The 24,431-nt window shown below is 71.7% G+C and carries 21 protein-coding genes and 1 pseudogene; 10 read left to right on the top strand and 12 right to left on the bottom strand.

All coding sequences use genetic code 11. The features are described 5' to 3' along the window. The first annotated feature begins 118 nt into the window (after positions 1-118). Together IGS67_RS12490 and IGS67_RS12485 are read left to right on the top strand one after the other, a co-directional pair. Positions 119-769: a potassium channel family protein gene (locus tag IGS67_RS12490; RefSeq protein WP_192282020.1), complete on the top strand. Its 651-nt coding sequence runs from the start codon at positions 119-121 to the stop codon at positions 767-769. After that, the gene (locus IGS67_RS12485; RefSeq protein WP_192281657.1) at positions 769-1,449 is read left to right on the top strand and encodes a potassium channel family protein; all 681 of its coding nucleotides are present in this window, start codon (positions 769-771) and stop codon (positions 1,447-1,449) included. Before IGS67_RS12490 ends, IGS67_RS12485 begins: the two co-directional genes overlap by 1 nt. Here the strand turns inward: IGS67_RS12485 and IGS67_RS12480 are convergent. The 4 genes from IGS67_RS12480 to dut all read right to left on the bottom strand — a co-directional run bounded on the left by IGS67_RS12480 (position 1,418) and on the right by dut (position 3,939). After that, the gene (locus IGS67_RS12480) at positions 1,418-2,212 is read right to left on the bottom strand and encodes a DUF3159 domain-containing protein (protein WP_328742672.1); all 795 of its coding nucleotides are present in this window, start codon (positions 2,210-2,212) and stop codon (positions 1,418-1,420) included. The two genes, IGS67_RS12485 and IGS67_RS12480, sit on opposite strands and share 32 nt — an antisense overlap. Positions 2,213-2,269: 57 nt before the next feature. Beyond that, entirely contained in the window at positions 2,270-2,641 is a 372-nt protein-coding gene (locus IGS67_RS12475; RefSeq protein ID WP_192281654.1) for an OB-fold nucleic acid binding domain-containing protein, read from the bottom strand. A 1-nt stretch (position 2,642) separates the two neighbouring features. After that, complete coding sequence (locus tag IGS67_RS12470; RefSeq protein WP_328742669.1) at positions 2,643-3,335, bottom strand: DUF3710 domain-containing protein; 693 nt, start codon at positions 3,333-3,335, stop codon at positions 2,643-2,645. Between the two features lie 118 nt (positions 3,336-3,453). Further along, a complete protein-coding gene (gene dut / locus IGS67_RS12465) occupies positions 3,454-3,939 on the bottom strand; it encodes a dUTP diphosphatase (protein WP_192281648.1) in 486 nt (161 codons plus the stop codon). 53 nt (positions 3,940-3,992) lie between these two features. Between dut and IGS67_RS12460 the strand changes: the two genes are divergently transcribed. After that, positions 3,993-4,466, top strand: coding sequence for a DUF3093 domain-containing protein (locus IGS67_RS12460; protein ID WP_192281644.1), 474 nt, complete (start codon positions 3,993-3,995; stop codon positions 4,464-4,466). A gap of 66 nt (positions 4,467-4,532) precedes the next feature. Here the strand turns inward: IGS67_RS12460 and IGS67_RS12455 are convergent, their stop codons facing one another. From IGS67_RS12455 to IGS67_RS12445, 3 genes are all read right to left on the bottom strand, one after another. Further along, a complete protein-coding gene (locus tag IGS67_RS12455; protein WP_102508472.1) occupies positions 4,533-4,832 on the bottom strand; it encodes a DUF4193 domain-containing protein in 300 nt (99 codons plus the stop codon). Between the two features lie 295 nt (positions 4,833-5,127). Further along, on the bottom strand, positions 5,128-5,991 hold the full coding sequence (locus IGS67_RS12450) for an inositol monophosphatase family protein (protein ID WP_192281641.1): 864 nt from the start codon (positions 5,989-5,991) through the stop codon (positions 5,128-5,130). Then, positions 5,988-6,743, bottom strand: coding sequence for a trimeric intracellular cation channel family protein (locus IGS67_RS12445; RefSeq protein WP_328742666.1), 756 nt, complete (start codon positions 6,741-6,743; stop codon positions 5,988-5,990). The genes IGS67_RS12450 and IGS67_RS12445 overlap by 4 nt, the downstream gene beginning before the upstream one ends. 116 nt (positions 6,744-6,859) lie before the next feature. Between IGS67_RS12445 and sepH the strand changes: the two genes are divergently transcribed. Then, the gene (gene sepH / locus IGS67_RS12440; RefSeq protein ID WP_192281638.1) at positions 6,860-8,014 is read left to right on the top strand and encodes a septation protein SepH; all 1,155 of its coding nucleotides are present in this window, start codon (positions 6,860-6,862) and stop codon (positions 8,012-8,014) included. Positions 8,015-8,036: 22 nt separating this feature from the next. Here the strand turns inward: sepH and IGS67_RS12435 are convergent, their stop codons facing one another. The 3 genes from IGS67_RS12435 to IGS67_RS12425 all read right to left on the bottom strand — a co-directional run bounded on the left by IGS67_RS12435 (position 8,037) and on the right by IGS67_RS12425 (position 12,746). Then, positions 8,037-9,233 carry an alkaline phosphatase family protein gene (locus IGS67_RS12435; RefSeq protein WP_328742663.1) on the bottom strand — a complete coding sequence of 399 codons (1,197 nt, stop codon included), beginning with the start codon at positions 9,231-9,233 and terminating at the stop codon, positions 8,037-8,039. 2 nt (positions 9,234-9,235) lie between these two features. After that, complete coding sequence (locus IGS67_RS12430; protein WP_102508467.1) at positions 9,236-9,823, bottom strand: DUF5998 family protein; 588 nt, start codon at positions 9,821-9,823, stop codon at positions 9,236-9,238. Positions 9,824-9,908: 85 nt separating this feature from the next. Continuing rightward, positions 9,909-12,746: a GNAT family N-acetyltransferase gene (locus IGS67_RS12425; RefSeq protein ID WP_192282007.1), complete on the bottom strand. Its 2,838-nt coding sequence runs from the start codon at positions 12,744-12,746 to the stop codon at positions 9,909-9,911. 133 nt (positions 12,747-12,879) lie between these two features. Here IGS67_RS12425 and IGS67_RS12420 point away from each other — a divergent pair, with 133 nt between their 5' ends. The 4 genes from IGS67_RS12420 to IGS67_RS12405 all read left to right on the top strand — a co-directional run bounded on the left by IGS67_RS12420 (position 12,880) and on the right by IGS67_RS12405 (position 21,252). Then, entirely contained in the window at positions 12,880-15,336 is a 2,457-nt protein-coding gene (locus IGS67_RS12420) for a DNA gyrase/topoisomerase IV subunit A (RefSeq protein WP_192281633.1), read from the top strand. A gap of 125 nt (positions 15,337-15,461) precedes the next feature. Next, a complete protein-coding gene (gene metH / locus IGS67_RS12415; protein WP_192281629.1) occupies positions 15,462-18,995 on the top strand; it encodes a methionine synthase in 3,534 nt (1,177 codons plus the stop codon). A gap of 23 nt (positions 18,996-19,018) precedes the next feature. Continuing rightward, positions 19,019-19,957 carry a phosphotransferase gene (locus IGS67_RS12410; protein WP_192281626.1) on the top strand — a complete coding sequence of 313 codons (939 nt, stop codon included), beginning with the start codon at positions 19,019-19,021 and terminating at the stop codon, positions 19,955-19,957. Between the two features lie 443 nt (positions 19,958-20,400). Continuing rightward, a complete protein-coding gene (locus tag IGS67_RS12405; RefSeq protein ID WP_192281622.1) occupies positions 20,401-21,252 on the top strand; it encodes a hypothetical protein in 852 nt (283 codons plus the stop codon). Positions 21,253-21,362: 110 nt separating this feature from the next. Here the strand turns inward: IGS67_RS12405 and IGS67_RS12400 are convergent, their stop codons facing one another. Next, positions 21,363-22,628 carry an IS256 family transposase gene (locus tag IGS67_RS12400; protein WP_192282003.1) on the bottom strand — a complete coding sequence of 422 codons (1,266 nt, stop codon included), beginning with the start codon at positions 22,626-22,628 and terminating at the stop codon, positions 21,363-21,365. An 89-nt stretch (positions 22,629-22,717) separates the two neighbouring features. On the opposite strand from IGS67_RS12400, the gene IGS67_RS12395 reads away from it, so the two are divergent. Together IGS67_RS12395 and IGS67_RS12390 are read left to right on the top strand one after the other, a co-directional pair. Beyond that, positions 22,718-23,017, top strand: a complete 300-nt coding sequence (locus IGS67_RS12395; protein WP_328742655.1) for a DUF6308 family protein — start codon at positions 22,718-22,720, stop codon at positions 23,015-23,017. Positions 23,018-23,125: 108 nt separating this feature from the next. After that, the gene (locus IGS67_RS12390) at positions 23,126-23,527 is read left to right on the top strand and encodes a hypothetical protein (RefSeq protein ID WP_192281616.1); all 402 of its coding nucleotides are present in this window, start codon (positions 23,126-23,128) and stop codon (positions 23,525-23,527) included. A 141-nt stretch (positions 23,528-23,668) separates the two neighbouring features. Here IGS67_RS12390 and istB read toward each other — a convergent pair. After that, positions 23,669-24,298, bottom strand: a pseudogene (istB, locus tag IGS67_RS12385) (IS21-like element helper ATPase IstB); the annotation flags it as partial. Between the last annotated feature and the right edge of the window lie 133 nt (positions 24,299-24,431).

Raw genomic sequence — 24,431 nt, 5'->3', positions numbered from 1 at the left:
GCTAGGCCCGGGCGGGCCCTCGTGGCGCGCGTCCGGGCGTCCGGGACCGACACGAGGACGACGGACCAGGACGCACGACCCTCCCTGGGCATACGCTCGTCCCGTGCACTTCGTCATCATGGGCTGCGGCCGGGTCGGGGCGACGCTCGCCCACTCGCTCGAGCGCAACGGCCACTCCGTCGCCGTCATCGACCAGAATCCCGAGGCGTTCCGGCGTCTCCCCGCGACGTTCTCCGGCAAGAAGGTGACGGGCGTCGGGTTCGACCGCGACACGCTCTCCCAGGCCGGGATCGAGGAGGCCTACGCGTTCGCCGCAGTGTCGGACGGCGACAACTCGAACATCGTCGCGGCCCGCGTCGTCCGTGAGACGTTCGGCGTCGACAACGTCGTCGCCCGCATCTACGACTCCCACCGCGCCGAGGTCTACGAGAGGCTCGGCATCCCCACCGTCGCGACCGTGCGCTGGACGTCGGACCAGGTGCTCCGGCGCATGCTGCCGCTCGGGACGAGTGACGAGTACCGCGACCCGACCGGTTCGGTCCGACTGTGCCAGGTGGACCACCATCCCGGGTGGGTCGGGCGCAGGCTCGCTGCGGTCGAGCGCACGTCCGGCGCCCGCGTCGCGTTCGTCACCCGGTTCGGCACGGCCGAGCTGCCGACGCCCGAGACCGTCCTCCAGGACGGGGACATCCTCCACGTCCTCGCTCGTACGCTCGACCTCGTCGAGGTCGAGCGCATCCTCACCCACGCCCCCGAGCAGGAGGACTGATGCGCGTCGTCATCGCCGGAGCCGGATCCGTCGGCCGTTCGATCGCTCGTGAGCTCCTCGGCCGCGACCACGAGGTGACGATCGTCGACCGCTCCCCCACGGCCATGCGGATCGCGCAGGTCGCGGACGCCGACTGGCTGCTCGCCGACGCGTGCGAGATCTCGACGCTCTCGGAGGCGAAGGTCGACGAGTGCGACGTCATCGTCGCGGCGACGGGCGACGACAAGGCGAACCTCGTCATCTCCCTGCTCGCGAAGACGGAGTTCGGCGTGCCGCGCACCGTCGCGCGCGTCAACAACCCGAAGAACGAGTGGATGTTCGACGAGTCGTGGGGGGTCGACGTCGCTGTGTCGACGCCGCGCATCATGACGGCCATGGTCGAGGAGGCCGTCGCGGTCGGCGACCTCGTGCGGATCTTCACGTTCCACCAGTCGGGCGCCGACATCCACGAGATCACGCTGCCGCGCGACTCCCACCTCGTGGGAGCCCGTGTGGGCGCCGTCGCGTGGCCGCCCGGCTGCGTCCTCGCGGCCGTCGTCCGTGACACGACACCGCTCGCGCCCTCGGACGACGACACGCTCGAGGCGGGTGACGAGCTGCTGCTCGTCACGGGTCAGGGTGCGGACCTCGGAGCGATCCAGTCGCTCCTCACGGGTGTGGAGGCCGCTGCGGGTTCTTGAGGACCGGATGGACGACGACCCACGTCGCCCAGAGCGTCAGCGCCCACAGCGGCACGCCCATGACGAGGTGGGCAATGCCGAGCCACTCGGTCGTCGCGTCGAGGTACAGCGGGGTCTTCACGGCGAGCCGCACTCCGAAGAGCGCGACCCAGAACCACGTCGCGAGGGCGTAGCGGCGCACCGTGACGGGGTCCCGGCGCCACGCGGACCAGCCGGCGAAGAGGTCACCGAGCGACGGCTCCGGGGTCGTGTCGCCGTCTTCGCGCTTCTCCACCTCGCGTGCTCCTGCGAGCCCGGAACGGAGCAGCTCGACGACGACGCCGACACCCGGCCAGCGCACGAGGATGCTCACGACGCAGGCGAGCAGGTAGGCGGCGTTCGTGAGCAGCGAGAAGAGGAAGAAATCCTCGACCTCGCCCGAGCGCCACGCCCAGACGACGCCGATGACGACGCCGAGCACGCCCGAGAACGCCTGTGTCACGGGCGTGCGCTGGACGAGCCGCACGACGACGGCGAGGAGCGAAACCCCGAGCGCCGAGAGGATCGTCGGCATGAGCTCGCGCGTCGCGATGTAGACGACGACGAAGACGACACCGGGCAGGAGCGTCTCGGCGACCCCGCGGACGCCGCCGACGGACTCGGTGAGGGAGAACTCCTCCGCCGTGAGCTGGCGCATACCTCGCGCGGGCTCGTCCGGCGTGACGTGCGTGCCCGCGGGCGCAGCGTCGGGCGCAGCGTCGGGCTCAGGGGGTGACGTGGTCACGGAGGGTCCTTCCGGGGTCGGCGGGCGCCGGGCGGCGCCGACGTGCGGCGAGCGCGCTCAGAGCTTCGCGTCGGAGGGGGCGACGAACTCGTAGTGCGGGTTGTAGATGACGCGTCGGCCGTCGACGACGGTGACGAGCCCGCGGACCCTGACGCGACGACCGGGCTCGATGCCGGGGATGCGGCGTCGGCCGAGCCAGCGCAGCTCGACCGAGCCCGACCCGTCGTAGAGCTCCGCCTCGACGACCTGGACCTTCTCGGAGGGGCGGAGGATGACCGAGCGCAGCACACCGGAGAGGACGGCGGTCGCGCGTTCGGGGACGTCCGCGACCGCGGCGGTCCCGCCGCGCGCGGCGCGCAGACGTTCCTCGTCGGCCTCGACCTCGTCGCGGCCTGCCACGAGGGACCTCAGCGCGCTGCGCAGCGACATGTCAGCCGATCTGGGTGATCTCGGGTCCGCGCTCGGGCGGGGTGAGCGGCGACGGCTTCCCGTCGTCGACCTTGGCGAGGCCGCCGTTCGCGCCGTCGCCGATCCGCGGCTCGTGCAGCTCGAGGAGCTCCCGTGGTGCGCGGGCGGCGTCGTCACGGACGACGACGATCTCCCGGAAGATGTTCTCGACCTTGGTGGCGCCGTCGGTCGCGATCTCGGCGGGGCCGTTGATGACGCCGCGGAGGAACCAGCGAGGTCCGTCGACGCCGAGGAATCGGATGACGCGCAGCGTCCGTGAGCCGTCCTCCTCGCGGAACGACGCGCGTGCGAGCAGCTCGCGGCCGAACGGGCCGACGATGTCGTCGACCTTGGCGCCCTGTTCGGTGAGCGAGGCCGCGATCTCCTCGCGGATCTCGTCCCAGATGCCCTCCGTGCGCGGGGCGGCGAACGCCTGCACCTGGAGGCTCACGCCGTCGACGAGGATCGACACGCCCGCGATCTGGTTGGTCGCCTTGTCGATCTCCATGCGCATCTGCATGCCGGGGACGCCCGGGAGCCACACCGCTCCGAGGTCGATACGTCCCTCGCCGTCCGTCACGTCGGCACGGTCCCACGGACCGTGCTCACGCTCCGAGGGTGCCTCGACGGGCACCTCAGCGACCGTCTCCTCGACGGGCGCCACCTCGCTCTTCACCCTCGTACCACGTCGACCGAAAAGACCCACTCGTCCCAACTCCGTCCGTTCTGGCGCCACGCAGGCGCACCGCCCAAGCCTATGCGTTCGAGAGGGGCATGTCCCCATCCCGCCGGGGTCAGGCCCCGGCCCACCCGCCCGACGAGCCGAAACCACCCTCGCCGCGGTGCGATCCCGGCAGCCGCTCCGCTCGGACGAAACGCGCCCGCTCGACCCGCTGGATCACGAGCTGCGCGATCCTGTCGCCCCGACGGAGCGTCACCGGCGCGACCGGGTCCGTGTTGAGGAGCGTCACCGAGATCTCTCCGCGGTACCCGGCGTCGACCGTCCCCGGAGCGTTGACGATCGTCACGCCGTGCCGCGCTGCGAGCCCCGACCGCGGGTGCACGAACGCCGCGTAGCCGTCCGGCAGCGCGATCGACACGCCCGTCGGCACCGTGGCCCGCGCACCTGGCGCGAGCTCGACGTCGACCCGCGCCACGAGGTCCGCCCCGGCATCACCGGGATGGGCGTACGCGGGCTCGGGCAGCTCCGGATCGAGCATGACGAGAAGGATCTCGAGGTCTCCCCCACCAGGGGACGTTGCGTGCGTCACGCCCGGCATCGTAGCCCGGACGCAGCCCCGGACGTGCACCGCGGGCTGGCATGCTGGGACCCATGAGCAGCGCGCCCACACCCGCACCAGGCACCTCGACGTACCGCGAACGGCTCGTGCCGGGGCCCGCTGGCGTTGCCGCCGTCGTCCTCTTCGCTGTCATGTGCGGCCTCGTCGTCCTCGTCTCGAGCACCGTCGCCGCAGCCATCACGTCCCTCACCGTCCTCGTCGTCGGGCTCGTGCTCGTCGCCGTGACCTCACCTGTCGTCGAGGTCCGCGGCCGTGAGCTCCACGCAGGACGCGCCCACATTCCCGTCGACCTCCTCGGCGAGACCGAGGTGCTCGACGCCGACGGCGTGCGCACAGCGCTCGGCCCTGGCTACGACCCCCGCTCCTTCGCCTGCCTGCGCACCTGGACGAAGGGCGCCGTCACCGCACGCGTGCTCGACCCGGCAGATCCGACACCGTCGTGGCTCGTCTCGACCCGCCGACCCGCCGCGCTCCGCGCCGCGATCGAGGCGGCACGGGGCGCCTGACACCGCAGTACACGACGAGAGCCGCGACCCCGTGGGGCCGCGGCTCTCGTCATGCGGACGCGTCTGTCAGGCGGCGCACTCGGTGCAGACCTGCTGGCCGTTCTTCTCGTAGGCGAGCTGGCTGCGGTGGTGCACGAGGAAACAGCTCGAGCACGTGAACTCGTCGGCCTGCCGGGGCAGGACACGCACCGAGAGCTCCTCGCCCGAGAGGTCAGCGCCGGGGAGCTCGAAGCCCTCGGCCGCCTCGGTCTCGTCCTCGTCGACGACGCCCGAGGACTTGTCGGACCGCCGCGCCTTGAGCTCCTCGAGCGAGTCCTCGGAGAGATCTTCCTCGGTCTTGCGCGGTGCGTCGTAGTCGGTTGCCATCTGTCGCTGTGCTCCAGTCGTCGTTCGTCCGGGACCGGGTTCGGCGGTCCCGCCTTGGTGCTGCACGGTCCGGCGGCCCTCCAGGGCGCCGTACCGATTCCCCCGCCGCAGCGCGAGCAGCGGCGAAGGGGATTGTGCACCATCTCGCGCGCCGATGCACGTGTACGTCGACCCAGAGGGCCGGTGACGGGATGCGTGGCGCACGCAACGCCCCTCTCCCAGGGGCCCGTCGCCCGCCCAACGCTCGGGGTGCGCGCCTTGTTCCCGGGCCGCTCACGGACCGCCGTGCGGTCGGTCACACCGCTGGCGGAAACCCAGGGGTGATCCCCGGGCGGCGTCCCGCACCGAGCCGGGCGAGCAGCGGCTCCAGAACGTCCAGCGTCCCCGCCGGACCAGCGACGACGAGCCCGCGGCCGGGCGCTCCGCCGCCCGCGCCGTGCACGACCCCGCCCGCCTCCTCGACGAGGAGCGTCCCCGCCGCGTGGTCCCACGGCGACAGCCCTTCCTCGTAGTACGCGTCGACGCGCCCGTCGGCCACCCGGCACAGGTCGAGCGCGGCCGAGCCGAAGCGGCGGACGTCCCGCACGTGCGCGAGCAGCTCGCCGACGCTGCGTCCCTGCCCTGCGCGCAGGGCGTCGTCGTAGTGGAACCCCGTCGCGACGAGCGCGTGCCGCAGGTCCGTCGCCTCACGCACCCGCACCGGGGTCCCGTCACGCGTCGCGCCCCGCCCGCGAGCCGCCGACCACGTCGTCCCCGTAGGGATCTCGCACACCGCCGCCGCGAGCAGCTGCCACCGCACAGGGTCGGCCGCGCCGAGGACGACCGCGACGGACACGGAGCACGAGCCGAGCCCGTAGAGGTAGTTGACCGTGCCGTCGATCGGGTCGACGACCCACGTGAGGCCGCTCGACCCGTCCGAGGCCCCGCCCTCCTCGCCGAGGATCGCGTCCTGGGGACGCCACCGCGCGATCTCGGAACGCAGGTAGTCCTCCGCCGCACGGTCGGCGCGCGTGACGACGTCGAGGTCGTTCGACTTCGTCGCGGCGACCTCGACAGTCGTGGGGGTCTGCGCACGGACGAGCTCCGCCGTCGAGCTCGCGAGATGCTCGCAGAGCGTCCGCAGGCCCGTGATCGTAGCGTCCGGGGGCATCGCGCTCATGCTGACGTCTCCGTCCCGGGGAGGTCCGTTCCCGGCGCCGTACGACGGCGCCCCACGCGCGACGGACCGCCGCGGCGCAGGCGACGCGGCGTGCGGCGTGGCACTCCGAAGCCCTGCCAGGGTCCCGGCGCCTGCCACCTGAGGCGCAGCGAGACGAGCCGGAAACCGAAGATCGCGAGGCAGATGAGGCCGCCGGTCACGTAGTTGAGGTGCCCCATCTCCCCTACCCACGCGGCCAGCACCGCTCCAGCGGTCGCCGGGATCGCGTAGAGCTCCCTGTCACGCAGGACGATCGGGGCCTCGTCGACGAGCAGGTCACGCACGAGACCACCGCCGATCCCGGTGAGCATGCCGACGAAGACGGCCGCGAGCGGACCGACCCCGTACTCGAGGCCCTTGTGGACACCGATGACGACGAACATCGCGAGCGCCCCCGCGTCGAAGACGATGATCGCGCGGCGCAGCCGGTCGAGCCGCACGTGGAAGAGGTGCACGAGCGCGCCCGCGAGGAGCGCGGCCGTCACGTACTTCCAGCTCGTGATGCCGACGGGCGGCACCGCGCCGATGAGGACGTCGCGCAGCAGACCGCCGCCGAGGCCCGTCACCCACGCGAGGAGGAGGACCGAGAAGATGTCGAAGTTCTTCCGGACGGCGGCGAGGGCGCCCGAGACGCCCGCGAAGAAGATCGCTGCGAGCTCGAGCCACATGTAGGCGTCGTCGAGCAGCGCGTTCCCGTTGATCTCGAGGTGCACGCCTCTCATTCTCGCAGGAGCCAGCACCCTGCTCGCGCGCGGCGCACCGGCCCGCCTCCGCGCTCGACGGGCTCGTGGATGGCACGGTAGGGGTGAGAGAACGTCGGAGGGACCTCATGGCAGAGCTCGAGCTCATCGGACTTGCCGACGACGGCGAGCACCTCGTGCTCGCCGCGTCGGACGGCACACGCTTCACGCTGCGGATCGACGAGCCGCTGCGCGCGGCCGTACGCCGCAACCGCCCGCACCTCGAGCAGCTGCGGGCCGCCGACGCAGGCACGATGCCGCCCCGTGAGATCCAGGCGCAGGTGCGGGCGGGTCTCACCGCCGAGGAGGTCGCGGAGCTCGGAGGTGTGAGCGTCGCGCAGGTCCGCCGTTACGAGGGCCCGGTGCTCGCGGAGCGCGAGTTCGTCGCGACGCAGGCCCGCGGCACGCGTGTCGGCCGGGACGGGGACTCCCCGGTCCTCGGCGACCTCGTCACCGATCGCCTCGCGGCACGCCACGTCGACACGACCGAACTCGTGTGGGACGCGTGGCGGCCCGTCGGCGAGCCCTGGCACGTCACGGTGTCCTACGAGGTCGGCACGGAGTCGCGTCGCGCCACGTGGACGTTCGACCAGCAGTCTCGGACGCTCACCGCGGTCGACGACGAGGGCCGGTGGTTCTCGGAGACCCGCATCGTCGACGAGCCCGTGCGCCGCCACCTCGAGCCGGTACGTTCCCGTGTCTTCGACGCGGTCCCCTACGACCAGGAGTCCGACCCGCGCGGTCCTCTCGTGCCCGGCCCAGCCGCGCCCGAGCCGCCGCACGACCCGACGGCGGCGCTCCTCGACGACCTCTCGGCACGACGCGGTGTCCGCCAGGACATCGACCTCGACGTCGAGGAGGAGCTCGACGAGCCCTCGGACGAGGACGCCGCAGGCCCCGAGGTCCCGACGACGCCCGACGTGCCGTCCGACGACCAGGCCTCGAGCGGCGGTGCGCGTCTCTACTCGCTCGCGGACCGCGCGCGCCCGACGCCCTCGTCCGGTGGGTCCGCCCCGACCGCCGGCTCGGCCACCGGCACGGACGCGGGCGACGACGCACCGGGCCTCGCGGTCGTCACCCCGTCGTCGCACGACGGCACGGCGGAGGACGACGGGACGCTCGGCATCCCGGTCGACGACGCGACCCCGCCGCCGCTCGAACGGTCACGCACCCGCGGCGGCAAGGGCCGGCCCAAGGTGCCGAGCTGGGACGAGATCGTCTTCGGGGCGCGCACGGACGAGTAGCCGCGCGCGGCAGCACCGCGGTCTACGTCGTGAGCGCGACGAGCGGGACGTCGGTCTCGGCGGGCGTGAGCGACCCGTGGACGCCCCTCAGCCCGAGCGATGCCGCGCTCTGCGTGCGCGGGTCGACGACAGTCGCCTGCCCGGTCGCGAGGACGAGCACGTCGCCGACCGTCGGGGCGACGTGCTCGGCGAGCGGGCCGAGAAGCCCCGCTCCGACCGCGTCGTCGCGCGTGAGGACGACCGCGTCGTCGCCGAGGACGTCCTGCCAGCGTTGCGCGACCACGCCGGGCTCGGCGCCGTTACGGACGTGGACGTGCGACATCCGGGGCTCCCCCGCGATCATCGTCACGTCCTCGGTGAGGTGCGGCGCGGCCGTGACGTCGTGCCGGTGCGCGAGGTCGACGTCGACCATCCCGTGGTCGGCCGTGACGAGGACAAGGGTCCCGCGCGGCACGACCCGCAGCAGACGTCCGATCGCGCGGTCAACGTCCGTGACAGCGTCGCCCCACGCGTCCGACGTCCAGCCCGCATGGTGCCCGACCTTGTCGACCTCGCCGAAGTAGAGGTAGACGAGACCGGGTGCTCGCAGCGCGCGCGCTGCCGCGTCCGCGCGCGCCCCGAGGTCGTCGACGCCGACGTGCCGCGCTCCACGCAGCACGGCACGGGTGAGCCCCGAGCCGTCGAACCGCCTCAGGCCGACGGAGGTGACGGGAAGTCCGCCCGCGGATGCTTGCTCGAGCACCGTCGGCTCGCGCTGGACGTCCGCCGGGTCGCCGAGCCCCGTCCACGACACGAGGTTGCCGAGCCGCCCGTCCGCGCCGCGCGCGGTATAGCCGACCATGCCGGTGAGCCCCGGGGCGCACCCGGTCCCGAGGAGCCCGAGCGACGACGCCGTCGTCGACGGGAACGCCGAACAGAGGGCGCGCGCACCGTCGAGGAAGGGGCGGAGGGTGGGTGCATGACCGCGCCGCTCGCGCAGCTGGGCGAGGCCGAGCCCGTCAACGAGGACGACGACGACCCGCTCGGCCCGTGGCAGGCGCAGCAGGGCGCGGGCCTCGGCGCCGGTCCGCTCCGCGCCGTCGAGGGACGTCCGCGCGGCGACGACTGCGCCCGCGGCGTCCGCGGCAGCGAGCAGGACCGCACCGAGGGACAGCTCGTGGTCGGGCGGGCGCAGCCCCGCCCGGGCGAGCCGTGTCTGCACCCCGGACGTCGCGGGCACGGTCAGCCGTGCTGACCGGTCGCGGCCGCGAGGGCCCGCGCGAACGCGAGGGCCTCGCGCACCGCGGCGACGCCCTCGGCCTGCGCGCTCACGCGCAGCACGACGTCGTCGGGAGACATCGTGCCCGTGAGGCCGTGGTCGGCGTCGCACCCTGGATCGCCGCAACCGGCTGGCTCGAGCTCGACACGGTTGACCGCGCCCCAGCCGACCGCGATCGTCACCTCGGACGGCGGCTCGCCCGGCACGTGATCGGCAGGCGACACGACGACGTGCGTCGTGACGACGGACCGCACCGCAGACAGCGGCAGGACCTCGCTCGTCGCGATCGCGCTCGCCACCGCGTGCTCGGCGTCGGCGGGCTGGTCGTCGACGTGGACGGACACGAGACGTGTCGGGGTGAGGACGAGCACCGTGACGTGACGGTGGACCTCGTTCGTCGCGAACGTCGTCTCGACGTGGACGAGGGACTCCCGGATGCTCTCCCCGACGACAGCGCCCTCGACGATGTCGAGCACGAGCTCCGGGTAGTACCCGGCTCGCTGGAGCCGGTCGCGGAGCGCCTCACGGTTGTCGGTCGTCGAAGAAGTCACCCGACCATCATCCCAGACGCGGCGCGCGGCCCGCGGCCCGGTGTCCGAGCGGCGTGGACACGTCGCGCACAGCGGGCCGTTGTGGTCAGCGGGGCGGCGCGGGCATCGCGCGACGGGACTCGTCGGGCCGGAGCGTGCGCCCGAGCGTCGCCCGCGCCTGCAGCACGCGCGCACCCTCGTGCCCGACGACGATGGGATAGAGCTCGAGGGACCGCAGCACCGGGAGGTCGTCGGCGAGCCGCGAGGCGCGCGCGAGGACGGCCTCGACAGCAGCCGTGTCCATCGGCGCGAGCCCCTGGTAGCCGAAGAGCTTCGGAGCCGCCTTGACGGACCGCACCATCTCGTCGACGTCGACGTCCGTGAGCGGCGGGATGCCGTACGAGACGTCGCCGAGCAGATCGATCGCGTCCCCCGCGAGCCCGAACGCGACGACGGGCCCGAACAGCGGGTCCTCAACCGTCCGGACGACGCACGCGACACCTGCGGGCACCATCGCCTGCACCTCGAGCCTCACGTCGGTGCCCAGTCGCTCCCGCCCCTCCGCGCGCATCGCGGCGAACGCCTCGCGGAGGTCGTCCACGTCCTGGAGCCCGAGCCGCACACCGCCGAGGTCCTGCCGGTGGCGCAGCGCCGCGTCCATGTTGTTGAGCGCGACCGGCCAGCCGAGCCGCTCGGCCGCAGCGACGGCCGACTCGGCGTCGTGCACCTCGATCGAAGGCTCGACGTCGATGCCATAGCACGCGAGAAGCTCGGCGACCTGCTCGGGCGCGAGCCTCACCTCCTCGTCGGCCCGCGTCCAGCTCTCCGCAAGCTCGAGGGCCCGCGCCTGGTCCGCGTCAGGTCGCAGGTACTCGCCGTGGTCACGCTCACGCCACGCGGCGTAGCGCGCGACCGATGCGAGCGCTAGCACCGCATCCTCGGGCGTCGCGTATGCCGGCACCTGGACACGTCTGCCGTCGTCGGTAGTGCTCGCGAGCTCGCCGTCGAGCCCGTGGCGGCCGAGGACCGACGCGACCGTCGTCCGGCCCGTCCGCGCCGCGGCGCGCGCGACGGCGCGCGTGAACGCGCCGTCGCCGAGCCCGAGGACGGGGATGTCGACTGCGACGAGCGCGTCGATCTCACCGCCGGAGACCTCGTCGACGACGGCCGCGGCCGTCGCGTCGTCGGCGGACTCCCCGACGATCCCGACGTGCCCCGTGACGAGGAGACCTGCCGAGCTCGCTGCCTCGGCGACGAGCGACGCGAGCGCCGCTGACGATGTGACGATGCCGATGCGCCGCCCCGCCGGGAGCGGCTGCGTGTCGAGCAGCTGCGCGACGTCCGCCATCTGGTGGGTGTTCTCGGCTCGGATGACGCCCGACTGCCGGAGCATCTCCTCGAGCGTCCGCCGTGGCGCGTGCGACGCCCGGACCGCATGCCCAGGCGGCACGACCTGGCCGGAACGCCCCGCCGTGACGACGACGACCGGTTTCACCGCCGACAGGCGCCGCGCGATGCGTGAGAACTTGCGCGGGTTGCCGATCGACTCGAGGTAGAGGCACACGACGTCCGTCGCCGCGTCCTCGTGCCAGAACTGCATGAGGTCGTTGCCCGAGACGTCCGCCCGGTTGCCCGCCGAGAGGAACGTCGAAAGGCCCAGCCCCCGTCGCGCGAACGTGGCGAGGAGCGTCACGGCCGTCGGTGACGACTGGCAGAACAGGCCGATGCGTCCCGGTGCGGGTGCGCCCGCGGCGATCGTCGCGGCGACCGGGACGTCGCCCGTGAGCCGGGCGAGCCCGTACGAACCCGGACCGACGACGCGCATGCCCGCGGTGCGCGCCGTGTGGAGGAGGTCGCGCTGAAGGGCCAGACCGTCGCTGCCGGTCTCGGCGAAGCCCTCGCCGAGGACGAGGACACCCCGCGGCCCGAGGTGCGCGAGGTCCCGCACGGCCTCGACGGTCGCGTCCGCGTCGAGCGCGACGACCGCGAGGTCGACCGTCCGCCCCGTCGAGCGCAACGCGTCGAGCGTCGCGTGATAGGTCACCTCGTCCCGGTTCCACAGACGGCTCGCGCCGGCGAGCCCGACGACGTCGATGTGCAGCCCGGGACCGCCGTCCCCGCGGGCGCTCCCGTGCCTGTCGGTGCCCCGGGGCTCGTCGGCGGCCCCCGGCGGCACGAGGCGTCGCGTCGCGACGAGCGACTCGACCGCGCGCTCCGCGAGGAGCGCGACGGGTGACCCCGCGGGCGTGTCCGGGTCCGTGACGACGACGACCGACGCCACCTCGAGCAGGCCCTGCACCGAGCGGGCCTCCGCCCGGCGCTCACGCTCCGCCATGACGGTCCGTGAACGTTCCGTCGGGTCGAGGTCGAACGACACCGCGACGATGCCGTCCTCGACGCGCTGCGAGACGTCGTACCCCGCCTCCCGGAAGACCGCGAGCATGCGCGTGTTCTGCGGGAGCACCTCCGCCGAGAAGCGCCGGACACCACGCTCCCTCGCGGCCGCCGCGATGTGCTCGAGCAGGACCGAGCCGAGGCCACGGCCCTGGACGGAGTCGGCGATGTTGAACGCCACCTCGGCCTCGTCGGGCGTGATGCGGTCGTAGCGCGCGACCCCGAGGATCCGCTCCTCGGGCTCGGGCGTCCCGGCCGCGAGGGCGAGGGGCGCGGCCGCGGTCGTCGTCGACGAGGCCACCGCGATGAGAGCGACGCGGTCGACGTGGTCGACGTGCGTGAACCGTTCGAGGTCACGCTCAGGGAGCCGTTTGAGCGGCGCGAAGAACCGCATGTAGATCGAGCGCTCCGACTGCGCGACGTGGAACGCCTGGAGCGCGTCGGCATCCTCAGGGGTGATCGGCCGCAGGTGCGTCGTCGACCCGTCGCGCAGGATGACGTCCGCCTCCCACTCCACGGGGTAGCGGGCGGCGCCGTCCGGCGTCGTCAGTGTCACAGCCTCAGGCTAGCCTGACGCGGCGCGTCCGAGCCGGTGAGGGCCGGCGCGGCGCGCCGTTCGCCCCGCACCCTGCCGGGCGGCGACAATGACGGCTGATCGTCGAGCGTGAGGAGCGCACCCACCCATGGCCCGCAGGACCTCGAAGACCGTCGACCCCGGCGAGGACTACGTCGAGAAGATCGTCGACATCGACGTCGGCGAGGAGATGCGCGGGTCGTTCCTCGAGTACGCGTACTCGGTCATCTACGCACGGGCGCTACCGGACGCGCGCGACGGACTCAAGCCCGTCCAGCGCCGCATCCTCTACCAGATGGCCGACATGGGCCTGCGCCCGGACCGCCCCTACGTGAAGTCCGCGCGCGTCACCGGCGAGGTCATGGGCAAGCTCCACCCGCACGGCGACGTCGCGATCTACGACGCACTCGTGCGTCTCGCGCAGGACTTCTCGTTGCGGCTGCCGCTCGTCGACGGCCACGGCAACTTCGGTTCGCTCGACGACGGGCCCGCGGCGCCCCGGTACACGGAGGCTCGCCTCGCGTCGGCCGCCATGGCGATGACGGCGGACCTCGGCGAGGACGTCGTCAACTTCGTCCCCAACTACGACAACAAGCTCACGCAGCCCGAGGTCCTCCCCGCTGCGATCCCCAACCTCCTCGTCAACGGCACGACCGGCATCGCCGTCGGCATGGCGACGAACATGGCGCCGCACAACCTCGTCGAGGTCGTCGCGGCCGCCCGGCACCTCCTTGAGAACCCGGACGCCGAGCTCGAAGAGCTCATGCGCTTCGTGCCCGGCCCGGACCTCCCTGGCGGCGGCAAGATCGTCGGCCTCGAGGGCGTCCGCGACGCCTACCGCACGGGCCGCGGCTCGTTCCGGACGCGTGCGACCGCGCGCATCGAGAACGTCACAGCCAAGCGCAAGTGCATCGTCATTACGGAGCTGCCCTACCAGGTGGGCCCCGAGAAGGTCATCGAGAAGATCGCCGACGGCGTCAAGAACAAGAAGATCTCCGGGATCTCCGCCGCGACCGACCTCACCGACCGCGAGCACGGCCTGCGGATCGTCATCGAGGTGAAGACCGGCTTCAACCCCGAGGCCGTGCTCGAGCAGCTCTACCGGCTCACGCCCCTCGAGGACTCGTTCGGCATGAACAACGTCGCGCTCGTCGACGGCCAACCGCGCACCCTCGGGCTCAAGGAGCTCCTCCAGGTGTGGGTCGACCACCGGCTCGACGTCGTGCGACGCCGCTGCACGTACCGCCTGGACCGTCGGCGCGAGCGCCTCCACCTCGTCGACGGCCTCCTCGTCGCGATCCTCGACATCGACGAGGTCATCGAGGTCATCCGCACGTCCGACGACGCTGAGTCGGCGCGCAGCCGCCTCATGCAGGTCTTCGACCTCTCGACGCTCCAGGCCGACTACATCCTCGAGCTGCGCCTGCGCAGGCTCACGAAGTTCTCGCGCATCGAGCTCGAGGACGAGCAGGCGAAGCTGCGCGCGGAGATCGCCGAGCTCGAGGCGATCCTCGCGTCCGAGCCGCGGCTGCGTGCGCTCGTCTCCGAGGAGATGGCCGAGGTCGCCCGCGTGCACGGTACGCCACGCCGGACGATCCTCCTCGAGTCGTCGGGCGGCGAGACGCCCGCAGCCCGCAAGGCGTCGGCGACGCCCCTCGAGGTCGCCGACTCCCCGTGCTGGGTGCTGCTCTCCGCGACGGGGCTGCTCGCCCGCACGACCGACGGCGACGAGCCCGTCCGCAGCAAGGAGCGCTCCGCGCACGACGCGCTCGCCGCGCAGGTTGCGGCGACGGCCCGCGGCCAGGTGGGCGCCGTGACGAACCGCGGCCGGATCGTGCGCGTCGACGTCCTCGAGCTGCCGGCGCTGCCGCCGACGGGCGGCGCTCCGTCGCTCGGCGGCGGTGCGCCCGTCGGCGAGATCGTCGCGCTCGAGCCTGGTGAGCGCGTCCTCACGCTCGTCTCGCTCGACTCGTTCGCCCCGACCGTCGTCCTGGGCACCCGTCAGGGCGTCGTCAAACGCGTCGCGCAGGACGATGTGCCGGGCAAGGACGCGTGGGACGTCATCACGCTCAAGGACGGCGACGAGGTCGTCGGCGCGGGAGCGTGCACGGACGACGACGAGCTCGTCCTCATCTCGACCGACGCGTCCCTGCTGCACTTCTCGGCGTCGCAGGTCCGTCCGCAGGGCCGCGCCGCCGGCGGCATGGCGGGCCTGCGGCTCGCCGACGGCGAGCAGGTGCGCTTCTTCGGCGTCGTGCCTGCGGGTCTTGGCCCGCAGTCGGTCGTCGTCACGGTGTCGGGCTCGTCGGCGGCGCTTCCCGGCACGGAAGCCGGTGCCGCGAAGGTCACGCCCTACACCGCCTACCCGTCGAAGGGCCGGGCCACGGGGGGTGTCCGCTCCCACCGGTTCCTCAAGGGCGAGGACACGCTGCTGCACGCCTGGGTGGGCCCCGCGCCGGCCCACGGCGTCGCGTCGGGCGGTCAGGCGGTCCCGCTGCCGGACGTCGACGAGCGTCGTGACGGCTCGGGCGTCGCGCTCAAGGTTCCGCTCCACGCGATCGGCTGATCCCACCCTCGCGAGAATCCGCGCAGATGGTGACTACGAGCAACCATCCGCGCGGATTCCCGGGGCCGGAGACCAGGGTGCGGGCAACGCGGACGGCACGCGACACTCCTCCCTAGACTCGGGCCATGCTCACAGCCCGCGCCGCATCGTTCAAGAACGCACTCGCCACGAGGGTCGTCGTCGCCGACGGCGCGATGGGCACGATGCTTCAGGAAGCGGATCTCACGCTCGACGACTTCGAGAACCTCGAGGGCTGCAACGAGATCCTCAACGTCACGCGGCCCGACGTCGTCGAGTCCGTGCACGACCGCTACTTCGAGGTCGGCGTCGACTGCGTCGAGACGAACACGTTCGGCGCCAACTGGTCGAACCTCTCCGACTACGGGATCGACGACCGCATCACCGAACTCGCCGAGGCCGGAGCCGCGATCGCACGCCGCAGCGCGGACAAGCACACGGCGGCCGACGGCCGCGAGCGGTGGGTGCTCGGTTCGATGGGCCCCGGCACCAAGCTGCCGAGCCTCGGCCACACGACGTACGCACACCTCAAGGACACGTTCTCGCTCCAGGCCGAGGGCCTCGTGCGCGGGGGTGCGGACGCGATCCTCATCGAGACGAGCCAGGACCTCCTCCAGACCAAAGCCGCCGTCAACGGCTCCCACGAGGCCATGGAGCGGCTCGGCCAGCACGTGCCGATCATCGCCCAGGTCACCGTCGAGACGACGGGCACGATGCTCATGGGCTCCGAGATCGGCGCCGCCCTCACGACGCTGCGCGTCCTCGGCGTCGACGCGATCGGCCTCAACTGTGCGACGGGTCCTGCCGAGATGAGCGAGCACCTGCGCCACCTCGCCAAGCACTCCCCCGTGCCCGTGTCGTGCATGCCGAACGCGGGCCTGCCGGAGATCGGCGCGCACGGCGCCGTCTACCCGCTCACGCCCGCGGAGCTCGCCGCGGCCCACAAGCAGTTCGTCGGGGAGTTCGGGCTCGCACTCGTCGGCGGCTGCTGCGGAACGACGCCCGAGCACCTGCGCGCGGTCGTCGAGGCCGTCGGCGGGGCGCCGCTCGCGCCGCGCACGCCCGTCGTCGAGCAGGGCGTCGCGAGCCTCTACACGCACGTCGACTTCGACCAGGACGCGAGCTTCCTCGCGATCGGCGAGCGCACGAACGCCAACGGGTCCAAGGCGTTCCGCGAGGCGATGCTCGCGGGCGCGTGGGACGAGTGCGTGCGCATCGCGCGCGACCAGACGCGGGACGGCGCGCACCTGCTCGACGTGTGCGTCGACTACGTGGGACGCGACGGTGTCGCCGATGTGCGCGAGGTTGTCTCGCGCCTCGCGAGCGCCTCGACCCTTCCCCTGGTCCTCGACTCCACCGAGCCCGACGTGCTGCGCGCGGGCCTCGAGCTCGTCGGCGGTCGTGCCGTCGTCAACTCCGTGAACTTCGAGGACGGAGACGGTCCCGGCTCCCGTTACCAGCGGATCATGCCGCTCGTGCGCGAGCACGGCGCGGCCGTCGTCGCGCTGACGATCGACGAGGAGGGGCAGGCACGCACCGCCGACCACAAGGTCGCGATCGCGAGCCGGCTCATCGACGATCTCGTCGGGACGTGGGGCATGGCGGTGGAGGACATCATCGTCGACGCCCTGACGTTCCCCATCGCGACAGGTCAGGAGGAGACGCGGCGCGACGCGATCGAGACGATCGAGGCCATCCGCGAGCTCAAGAAGCGCTACCCGGGCGTCCACACGACGCTCGGCGTGTCCAACGTCTCCTTCGGTCTCAACCCGGCCGCACGGACCGTCCTCAACTCCGTCTTCCTCCACGAGGCCGTCAAGGCCGGGCTCGACTCGGCGATCGTCCACGCCGCAAAGATCCTGCCGCTCGCGAAGATCCCCGACGAGCAGCGCGAGGCCGCGCTCGACCTCGTATGGGACCGCCGCCGCTACGACGACGAGGGCAACCTCGTCCACGACCCGCTCGCGCATCTGCTCGACCTCTTCGCGGGCGTCGACTCAGCGTCCCTCAAGGACCAGCGGGCTGCCGAGCTCGCCGCGCTGCCGCTCGGTGAGCGCCTCGCGCGGCGCATCGTCGACGGCGAGGCCAAGGGCATGACCGACGACCTCGACGAGGCACTCGGCGCGGGCGTCAAGGCCCTCGACATCGTCAACGACCACCTGCTCGAGGGCATGAAGGTCGTCGGCGAGCTCTTCGGCCGCGGCGAGATGCAGCTGCCGTTCGTCCTGCAGTCTGCCGAGACGATGAAGCAGGCCGTCGCGTACCTCGAGCCGCACATGGAGAAGGTCGAAGGAACGGGCTCCAAGGGCACGATCGTCCTCGCGACCGTGCGGGGCGACGTCCACGACATCGGCAAGAACCTCGTCGACATCATCCTCACGAACAACGGCTACACGGTCGTCAACATCGGCATCAAGCAGACGATCGGCGCGATGATCGAGGCCGCCGAGGAGCACGGCGCGGACGTCATCGGCATGTCGGGGCTGCTCGTGAAGTCGACGCTCGTCATGAAGGAGAACCTCCTCGAGCTCAACTCACGCGGGCTTGCGAGCAAGTACCCGGTGATCCTCGGCGGTGCGGCGCTCACGCGTGTCTTCGTCGAGGACGACCTCGCTGACCTCTACGAGGGCGAGGTCCGCTACGCGAAGGACGCGTTCGAGGGCCTGCGGCTCATGGAGCCGCTCGTGCGCATTGCGCGCGGCGAGGCACGCGACGCCGTCGGGCTGCCCGCGCTCAAGAAGCGCCGGCACACGGTCGTCACGCCGACGTTCACCGAGCCGGAGGACATGCCCGCGCGTTCCGACGTCGCCGCGGACAACCCGGTGCCGACGCCGCCGTTCTGGGGTACGCGCATCGTCAAGGGTGTGCGCCTCGCCGACTACGCGGGGTTCCTCGACGAGCGTGCGACGTTCATGGGCCAGTGGGGCCTCAAGCCGACGCGCGGCGACGGCCCCGGCTATGACGAGCTCGTCGAGACCGAGGGGCGGCCGCGGCTGCGCGGCTGGCTCGACCGGATCGTCGCCGAGGAGCTCTTCGAGCCGACCATTGTCTACGGCTACTTCCCCGTCGTCGCCGAGGGCAACGACGTCGTCGTGCTCCACCACGAGGGGCCCGACGGAGGCTCGGGCGGCGAGCCCGGCACTGAGCGGCTGCGCTTCACGTTCCCCCGTCAGCGTCGCGATCGTCACCTGTGCCTCGCGGACTTCGTGCGGTCGCGCGAGTCCGGTGAGATCGACGTGCTCGGGGTGCAGCTCGTGACGATCGGGGCGCGCGTCAACGACGCCACGGCGGAGCTCTTCGCGGCGAACAAGTACCGCGAGTACATGGAACTTCACGGGTTGTCCGTGCAGATGACGGAGGCGCTCGCGGAGTTCTGGCACTCACGCGTGCGTGAGGAGCTGGGCTTCGCGGCGGAGGACCCGGCGGATGTCGCCGGCATGTTCGACCTCGAGTACCGCGGTGCACGCTTCTCGCTCGGCTATCCCGCGTGCCCTGACATGGAGGACCGTCGCAAGGTCGTCGAGCTGCTGCGCCCCGAGCGCGTCGGCGTCGAGCTCTCCGACGAGCTCCAGCTCCACCCCGAGCAGTCGACCGACGCGTTCGTGTTCCACCACCCGGAGGCGAAGTACTTCTCGGTGTGACCGCTCGTGCGATGCTTCCCCGCATGACTGGACCCGGTACCACAGCGGGCACGCCGACCTACCGCACGTCGCGTCGTCCGCACTGGCAGGACGTTTCCGCCGCTGCACGTGACGCCGTGGAACGTCGACTCAACGCCCGGGTCGTCGCGGGCTCGAGCGCGATCGCTGGTTTCACCCCGGGCCTCGCAAGCGTTCTGACGCTCGACGACGGGCGGGCCGTCTTCCTCAAGGGCGCAGGTCCCACCCAGGAGGCGTGGCTGGCGCAGGCCTATCGTCGCGAGGCGGCGACTGTCGCGGCCTTGCCGTCGCACCCCGCGACGGTCCCCCTGCTGTGGACGCTCGACGCCGATGGCTGGTTCCTCGCGGCCTACGAAGCGGTCGCGGCAACCCATCCGCCGCGGCCCTGGACACAGAAGGATGCCGCACGCGTGCTCGACACCCTCGTAGGGCTCGGCGCGTCGCTCACACCTCCCCCACCTGGCATCGATGCGCCTTCGTGGGTTGGCGAGTTTGGCACCTTCGTCGACCAGCTAGGTCTTCTAGAGTCGCGCCTCGGCGCGGCGCGCACCGCCGAGATCCGCGAGCTGGCGCGTCGGGTCCTGCTGGAGGCTCCCGCGACGACGTTGAGCCACGACGACGTCCGCGACGACAACCTTCTGCTCGGGGCAGACGGCAGCGTGAGGCTCGTCGACTGGAGCGCGGGGCTGCTCGCGCCGCCCTGGTTCATGGCGGTCGTCGCGATGATCGCGCCCGCCGCCGACGGCGTGGACGTCCGAGCGCTCCTCGCTGCGCATCCTGCGACGCGCGACGTTCCCGCGGCACATGTCGACGGCGTCATCGCGCTGCACCTCGGCTACTTCCTCGGCGTTGCCGACCTCGACGAAGTCGAGTCCTCACCGTGGCTGCGCACGCACCAGCGCTGGTACAGGGACGCGACGTTGCGCTGGTTCGAGAGAGACTGACGCCAGCACGTCAGCGCCGCACGGGGGTCACGCGGACGGGCGCCGCACCCGGTAGCGCCCGCACATGAAGGCACGGTTGCGGGCGACGTCGACGGGCTCGACGTCGAGCCAGCACGTGAAGAGCGGATGGCCGTCCTCGCCCGCGGGGACCGGCAGGTCGCGGTGAGTGAAGCACCCCGGCCGGCTGTGTGTACGGCCAGGGCTCGTCCCGGCGCCGCATCCACTCAGCCGTCGAGGCGCCCACGACGATCGCCCCGACGCCGTCGGCGAAAGTCGCGTGCGGCATGGGTGCGGCCCAGTGTGGCCGCGGTGATGCTGCCCTCCCGGCAGGGTGGGGCCCTTGCGCGTGATTCGAGCGCCCGACAACGACGACGATGAGCTGGCAGGATAGAGGGCATGACTGCTCTCGACGTCTCGATCAACATCGTCGAGCAGAGCGCGCCATGAGCTGGCGAGCCGTGCAGCTGAACCTCGACAGGGACAGCGTCGCGATGGGCGACGACATGGAGTCGCACGCCGCCACAGCGACCGTGCCCCTCGGCACACTGCTCAGCAAGGCGCTCAACGATCATCCTCCGGGGATTCGGGCGAAGGGGTGGTCGTGGATAGCCGTGGTCGACGGGGTGGTCGCCGCCGTCTGGTCGGTCGACCACGGCGTCCAGCTCCTCGTCCCCGACCGCAGGCTCTGGCGCGGGCCGGTAGCGGTGTTCTTCCGCTACTTCCTGCAGATGGACCCGGCCTGGCTCCACGCGCGGCTCGCGGCCGGCGAGCCCGCGGATCGACGGGCCTTGGCAGAGGCCTGGGTGCCGCTCGGGGCCGAGCGGCACCGTGCCGAGCTTCTTCGGCGGGAGCGCGAGATCCCCGAGCGGCTCGTGAGCGCGGACTGCGTCGAGGCGCTCCAGCACTACGGCGCGGAGATCACCCTGCACTGCGACACGGTTTGCGAGTTCTCGTTCGCCGAGGAGAGATGGTCGGCGCAGCGGCACGACACCATGTTCTTGGTATACATAGGCACGGGGTCCTCGCGCGCCTCGCTCCGGCCGCACGCTTTTGGCGAGGCCTGGCTCGTCGGCAGGGTCGGCGCCGCCGCGCGCAAGGAGCGCGGGCTGCCAGAGTTGCCCGAGTTCGAGCCCAGGCCGGGCCTGGAGCTGGAGGCTCAGTCGGCCCCGCTCGGCCCCCGCTGGATCTCGCACGGCGCCACCGTGGCACAGCTGCATGAAGAGCTCTCGGCGCAGGTTGCCCTGCTCGCTCACGGGCGCTCAGTGACAGAAGTCAGGGCGCTGCTCGCGATCTGAGCGCCTATGCGCACCTCTATCCGAGGGGACCCCCGCAGCATCGCACCGCGGTGCTTGGTCAAGCCCCTGGGAGTGGTGTAGCGGGCTGGTGATCCTTTGAGTTGGTTGGGTCAGGCGCTGAGCTCGAGCAGGGACTCGCTCACCTCCCCGGGCCCGGTGTCATTCCCTGCGTCGGTGTCGGTGACGGCGTTCATTCGGCTGCGGGCAATGATGTCCAGACCGAGGTAACGGCGCCCTTCAGCCCACTCGTCGCTCTGCTCGGCCAGGACCGCGCCGACGAGCCGGACGATCGCCTCCCGGTTGGGGAAGATCCCCACCGAGTCCGTGCGCCGTCGGATCTCGCGGTTGAGACGCTCATTCGGGTTGTTCGACCAGATCTGCGCCCACAGGCCTTCAGGGCAGGCGGTGAAGGCCAAGATGTCGGCGCGAGCGGCGTCGAGGTGGGCGAACACGTCGGGCAGTTTGTCTTCGACGTAGTCCAGGAGCCGGTCGAACTGCGCCTGGACCGCCTTGGCGTCGGGCTGGTCGTAGACCGAGTGCAGCATCGCCTTGACCGCGGGCCACAAGTTCTTGGGCGTCACGGCCATGAGGTTGGCCGCGTAGTGCGGGCGGCAGCGCTGCCAGGAGGTCCCGGGCAGGTTCGCCGCGATCGCCTCCACCAGGCCCTGGTGCGCGCCGGAGGTCACCAGGCGCACTCCCGTGAGTCCTCGAGCGACGAGATCGGCGAAGAACTGGTTCCAGGCCGGTCCTGTCTCCGCCGTCGCCACGCGCATGCCGAGGACCTCCCGGCGCCCGCCGGCGTTGACACCGGTAGCGACCATGACCACGGCGTTGATGACGCGTCCACCTTCACGGATCTTCATCGTCAGAGCGTCGGCGGCCACGAACGTGAATGGTCCTGCCTCGTCGAGCCGGCGGTGGCGGAACTGTGCGACGTGCTCGTCGAGGTCGGCGGCCATGCGCGAGACCTGGGACTTGGACAGGGAGTCGATGCCGAGGGTCTTGACGAGCTTGTCCATGCGGCGCGTGGAGACCCCGGCGAGGTAGCAGTCCGCGACGACGGTGATCAGGGCCGTCTCGGCGCGCTTACGACGTTCGAGCAGCCAGTCTGGGAAGTAGGTGCCCTTGCGCAGCTTGGGGACGGCCACGTCGATCGTGCCGACGCGGGTGTCCAGGTCCCGGTGGCGGTAGCCGTTGCGCTGGGCTGTGCGGTCCGGGGAGGCCTTGCCCCACTCGGCGCCGCAGAAGGCGTCGGCGTCGGCGGAAAGCAGGGCGTTGATCGTGGTCTGCAGCAGCTGACGCATCAGGTCCGGGGACGCCTGCGAGAGGGCTTCACCAAGCAGGCTGGCAGGGTCGACAATGTGTGGAGCGGTCATCGTGACGACTCCGTTCGAGGATTGTGGAAGGTTGACTCGAAGGATCACACGGTGGCCGCGCCTACGTCGGTGACGAGGTCGGCCACGGGGTGGCTACACCACTATCAGGGACCCCACTAGCATCCGACGGGTTCGGGGCGACGTCGGCGACGAAGCTCATGGCTCGTAAGCGTCCTCACCTGGTGCCGATCGCGGACTCGGTCGTGATGGCCGAGCTGAGCATCGTCAAGGAGCGGCTGTGGCAGCCGCTGCATGCGTGGATGCGCGAGGTCGGTCCTGACGGGCGACCGAACCACAAGCACTTGGAGAAGCTGCGGCGCCAGGCGCAGCTGCCGGAGGTCATTTCCACGCTGCGTGTCTTCGACGTCATCGCCTGGCGAGTCCGGTAGGGTCACGCCGAGCGTCTTCTGGCGTAGCGGCATGCTGGTGGCGACTCAAGCCTGCGCCCGGGTGCGCCGATACATCGGTACAGACTCAGCAAACGTAAGGATCGTGCGATGTCGGCAGAGCAGCCAATCTTGAGCCCGGATGGAACCATGCGGTGGGACGGGCAGAAGTGGGTCCCCTACGCCGGCGCCACCTCGTACGCCACGGGCCCGGTGCCCGGGGCGCCAGCAGTTGCCCCCGCCGCGGTGCCGCCGCACGCGAGCGGGCCGACGACCAGCCGCTCCGGGCAGTCCTTGTTCGGGCTCGTGCTGTGCCTCGCCGCCGGCGCCGTGTTCGTCTACTTCTCCAGCCTCGACGAGGCCTTGTCCTTCTTCATGTTCCCGGCGCTGCTGTGCGGCATCGGTGCGGTCTTGTTCGGTGCGCGGCTGGCTACCCAGGTGCAGTGCAACGCGTGCAAGGCGAATGTGCCGAAGACGGCGCGCGTCTGCGGCAGGTGCGGCGCCGCGCTGTAGCTCAACGCGGCAGCACCGGAGTGGGCCGCTACTGCCCTGGCGGGCGTGGCCGGCACCGTCAACGATGACGGCCGGACCTGACGGCGCTCGTCGAATTTCCTCAGAGTTGCTCGGTGAAGTTCCTCAGGTCGCGCGGGTAGGTTAGCGCAGGTTCGTGCCGGTGGTGGCGCGGCGGATTTCGTCGGCTGCGGCGTGGTGGCCGCGGAGGCGGTAGGACGCTCCGTCGAGGGTGATGACGACGGATCGGTGCAGGAGTCGGTCGAGCATCGCGGCGGCGACGGTGGTGTCGCCGAGGATCTCGCCCCAGGCCCCGACGGGCCTGTTCGTCGTGATCACGATCGAGGTCTTCAGGTAGCGCTGGTTGATGACTTGGAACAGTGCGGAGGCGGCTTCGGCGGGCAGCGGCAGGTAGCCGAGCTCGTCGATGATGAGCAGGGTGGGGCCGGCGAAGAAGCGCATCATGGTCGACCATTTGCCTTCGATCGCGGCGCGGTGGCAGCGGGCCGCGAGGTCCGCTGCGGAAGTGAAGTAGGTGCGGTAGCCGGCTTGGACGGCGGCGTGTCCGAGCCCGGTGGCGATGTGGGTCTTGCCGACCCCGGGCGGGCCGATGAGGAGCACGTTGGTGGCGGTGTCGATGTAGCGGCAGGTGCCCAGCTCGGTCAGCAGGCTCTGGTCGATGCCGGAGGCGTGGTCGAGGTCGAAATCGGCCAGGGTCGCTCCGGTGGGCAGGTTCGCGAAGCGGAACCGCCCGGCCAGGCGTCGGGCTACGGTGGGACTGCTGCACGAACAGGTGACAGTCAGGTTCAGGCTGCGAGTGCGACCTGAGTGGTCAGGATGGTCTCGAACTCGATCGGGGTCAACCGCCCCAGTCGGACCTGCCGCCGGCGACGGTGATAGGTCCTCT

The organism is Flavimobilis rhizosphaerae (assembly GCF_014852685.1).
Classification (GTDB): domain Bacteria; phylum Actinomycetota; class Actinomycetes; order Actinomycetales; family Cellulomonadaceae; genus Flavimobilis; species Flavimobilis rhizosphaerae.
The sequence above is the reverse complement of the archived record's forward strand: the minus strand, read 5'-3'. Positions and strand labels throughout refer to the sequence as shown.